This is a genomic window from Streptomyces durocortorensis, assembly GCF_016901035.1.
Taxonomy (GTDB): domain Bacteria; phylum Actinomycetota; class Actinomycetes; order Streptomycetales; family Streptomycetaceae; genus Streptomyces; species Streptomyces durocortorensis.
In genome coordinates this window covers 12,819-16,307 of the sequence record NZ_JAFEUF010000167.1, presented here as the reverse complement: position 1 = coordinate 16,307, position 3,489 = coordinate 12,819, and the positions used below count along the sequence as shown (strand labels likewise).

Annotated in this window: 4 protein-coding genes; 1 reads left to right on the top strand and 3 read right to left on the bottom strand. The window is 74.9% G+C overall.

Going from position 1 to position 3,489, the window contains the following annotated elements:
- Positions 1-855 (top strand): ATP-binding cassette domain-containing protein (locus tag JS521_RS25530; RefSeq protein ID WP_205085297.1); only part of this gene is annotated, 855 nt, incomplete at its 5' end.
- On the opposite strand, the gene JS521_RS25525 is transcribed toward JS521_RS25530, so the two are convergent.
- From JS521_RS25525 to JS521_RS25515, 3 genes are all read right to left on the bottom strand, one after another.
- On the bottom strand, positions 824-1,429 hold the full coding sequence (locus tag JS521_RS25525) for a response regulator transcription factor (RefSeq protein ID WP_205085295.1): 606 nt from the start codon (positions 1,427-1,429) through the stop codon (positions 824-826). The genes JS521_RS25530 and JS521_RS25525 overlap by 32 nt on opposite strands.
- 271 nt (positions 1,430-1,700) lie before the next feature.
- Positions 1,701-2,582, bottom strand: coding sequence for a transglutaminase-like and tetratricopeptide repeat-containing protein (locus tag JS521_RS25520; RefSeq protein ID WP_205085293.1), 882 nt, complete (start codon positions 2,580-2,582; stop codon positions 1,701-1,703).
- Positions 2,583-2,646: 64 nt separating this feature from the next.
- On the bottom strand, positions 2,647-3,489 hold an 843-nt coding region (locus JS521_RS25515; protein ID WP_239487820.1), incomplete at its 5' end, for a GNAT family N-acetyltransferase.

Below are 3,489 nucleotides of genomic sequence, written 5' to 3'. Positions count from 1 at the left end.
GCCGAGGACCCGCCGCCGACCGCCCGCGACACCGCCCCGCCGCCGCGCGGCACCCCGGTCGCCGCACTCCACGAGGTCACCTTCGCGTACGGGCCCCGCGCCCACCCCGTCCTGGACCGGCTCTCCCTGACGATCGGCGCGGGCGAGCACCTCGCGGTCGTCGGCCCGAGCGGCAGCGGCAAGTCGACCCTGGCCGCCGTACTCGCCGGGACCGAGCGGCCCACCGGGGGAGCGGTGCGGTGGCGGGGGCGTCCGGTGCGGCAGGCCGACGCCACCTCCGTACGCGTCCTGCTGCCCCAGCACGCCTACGTGTTCAGCGGCTCGCTGCGGGACAACCTCCGCTACCTCCGCCCCGACGCGAGCGACCGGGAGATCGTGGCCATGGCGGACGCGGTCGGCCTCGACGCGCTGCTCTCCCGGCTCGGCTCCCTCGACGCGGTGGTCGAACCCGACCGGCTCTCCCAGGGCGAACGGCAGCTCGTCGCCCTGGGCCGCGCCTACCTCGCCGCCCCGCCGCTGCTGATCCTCGACGAGGCCACCAGCCGGCTCGACCCGGCCGCCGAGACCCGCGCCGAGCTGGCGTTCGCCGCCCTGCCGGGGGCGCTGGTCGTCGTCGCCCACCGGCTCAGCTCGGCCCGCCGCGCGGAGCGGACCCTGGTGATGGACGGCCCGCGCACCCGGTGCGGCACCCCCGCCGAACTCCTGCGCTCCAGCGCCCTCTACCGGGACCTGGCCGGCCTCTGGGAGCCGGAGGGGTCGCACGCACCGACCGGCGCGGCCGGCCTCGGCAGGAAGGAGCGGCGGCTCGGCGAGGAGCGCGCCATCAGATCCACCCCGCCTCCTTCGCCCGTCTGATCGCGTCCAGCCGATTCCGCCCCCCTGACTTCCGGATGGCGGCGGCCAGATAATTGCGGACCGTCCCCGGTGTCAGGTGCAGTCGGGCGGCTATCCCGGCCACGGTGTCACCCCCCTCGGCCATCGAGAGCACACTCAATTCCCGCGGAGATAACGGCATGTCGGCCACCTGCAAGAGGCTGAAGGCCAGCGACTCGTCGATATGCCGCCCGCCGTCCGCCAATTTGTGCATCACCTCTGACAGGTCGTCCACCGGGTGGTACTTGTCGATGTAGCCGAGCGCCCCCGCCTCGTACGCCCGCCGCAGGCCGCGCGGCCGGTCGCTGCTGGTCAGCACGGCCAGCGGGCAGGGCCCGCCGTGCGGTGCGGTCACCGTCCTCACCTCGTCGAGGACGTCCAGCGCGCCCGGACAGTCGAGGTCGGTGAGGAGCACATCGGGGCCCGGACCGCTCAGTGCGGCGCGTATCGCACCGCGTTCGGCGGTGCGGACCTCTATTTCCCGCCCTGTACCGAGGAGCGATGCCAGCGAGGCGCGCCACAACGGCACGGTGTGGACCAGCAGCACGGTCGTCATCAATCTGCCCTCAGCTCTTCTCTTCCGGCCCGCCCAAAGCGGAATGCGATGGGCCGTGCGCGCCCCGTGACGGGTTTCCAGTTGAGCGCATGGGCATTCGCGTACGCCGACGAACGGGCCGAATAACGCGCCCGTTGGGCGCGGAAGGGGGCGTTCGGATGTAAACCGGGAGCGCACATCGCTCACGGACCCATCCGTCTCGCCGTCGCCAGGGCGTCCGAGAGCCCCGGGCAGGACGCATTCCGTGGGTTTCCCGCCAGGATGGCCGGGTTCAGTTCAGCAGGGCGCGTGCCGCGTGAGCCTTGCGCCGGATGTTCTCGGCCGTCGTCGGCTCGATCCCGTCGAGGATCTCCGCATATTCCTCCATCTCCGCCGCCCCGCGCTGGAACTCACCGCGCTGGACGAGGAGCTGGGCGTGCTCGTAGCGGAGCCTGGCCGGATGCGCGGGCAGGAGCAGCGACAGCTCCACCGCCCACAGGGCCACGTCCGTGCGCTCCGGCCGGGCCGCCGCCCACGCCCGTACGTTGTTCAGGATCCGCAGCACGATCTCCAGCGGCCGCGCGGGCACCATCATCGACGGCTCCAGCGCCGCCCCTGTCGCCCCCGTCACCAGCAGCTCCGCGCCCTGCCCGGTCAACGGCGCGCCCCCGGCGAACGGATCGGCCAGCACCGGGTCCGCCCGGTCGCCGAAGCCGACCACGAAGTGCCCGGGCAGCGCCACCCCGTACACCGGTGCGCCCGCCCTCCTGGCGACCTCGATCCAGACGACGGACAGCAGGATCGGCAGGCCCCGGCGGCGGCGCAGCACCTGCTGGAGGAGCGAGGAGTCCAGCCGCTGGTAGTCCACCGACGAGCCGCCGAACCCGCTGCGCTCACCCAGCAGTTCGGCCAGCACCGAGGCCCAGGCGGCGGGGGAGCGGGAACCGTACGGCAGCAGCCCCGCCAGCCGGTCCAGCTCGATCTGCGCGGCGTCGATGCCGTACGGGTCGGGGACGGGCTCCCCCGGAGTCACCGGGACGACCTCGGCCGGCCCCACCGGTCCGGCCTCCGCGCCCAGCAGCAGGCACAGCAGAGCGAGATCCGGCCGCTCGGACCGGGCCTCCTCGGCGAACTGCCGCCGCCGCTCGGCCGCCCCGGAATCCAGCCCACTCATATCCGACCCACGCCCCTGCTCGTCCTGTCCCCGCTCCGGCCTTCGCGGCGCGCCGCGTGACCCCTCACGCCGAGCGGTAGTGGTGGTACCGGTGATGACCCGCGAAGCCCATGCCGTCGTACAGCGCCCGCGCCCCCTCATTGTCCTCCTCGACCTGGAGCCAGGCCGCCGAAGCGCCCTCGTCCAGCGCCCGGCGGGCCAGCGCGGTCATCACCGTCGTGGCCAGTCCGCGCCGCCGCTGTTCCGGGGCGACCTCGACGGCCATGAACCCCGCCCACCGCCCGTCCACGACACACCGCCCGATCGCGTCCGGTGCGCCGGCCTCCCCCGGCACCGTGGCGAACCAGACCGAGGGGCCGCTGCCCAGCACCCGCAGCACATGCGGGCCGGGGGTGGAGAAGCGCTGGTAGCGGGCGAGCCAGGCCGCGTCCGGCTCCCGGGTCAGCCGGACCGCCGCGCTGTCCGCGTCCAGGTCGCCGACCGGTGCCAGCGCGCCGATCCGTACCTCCGCCGAGACCTCGCGCCGCCAGCCGTGCCGCTCCAGCTCCGCGCACAGGACCTCCTGCGTGCCCTCGGCCCCGGTCGCCGTCTGGACGTACGCGGGCAGGCCCCGCTCCTCGTACCAGTGGCGGACCCGCCCGAGCGCCTCGCCGGACGGCAGGCCCGGATCGCCGAGCGGCAGCGCGGAGTTGGCGCGCCGGGTGAAGCCCCCGGCCGCGCGCAGCCGCCAGTCGCCCAGCGCCTCGCTCTCCACGGGCTGCCAGGCGCGCGCGGTGACGGTGGCCAGCTCCTCGAAGGAGGCGGCGGGGCCCCCGCGCCCGGCCCGGGCCGCGGGGCCGCCCCTGGCCCCGCCCCCGGGCGCATACCACGAGTGGGGGGGATAGCCCCCCGATTGTTTGTGGGAGCG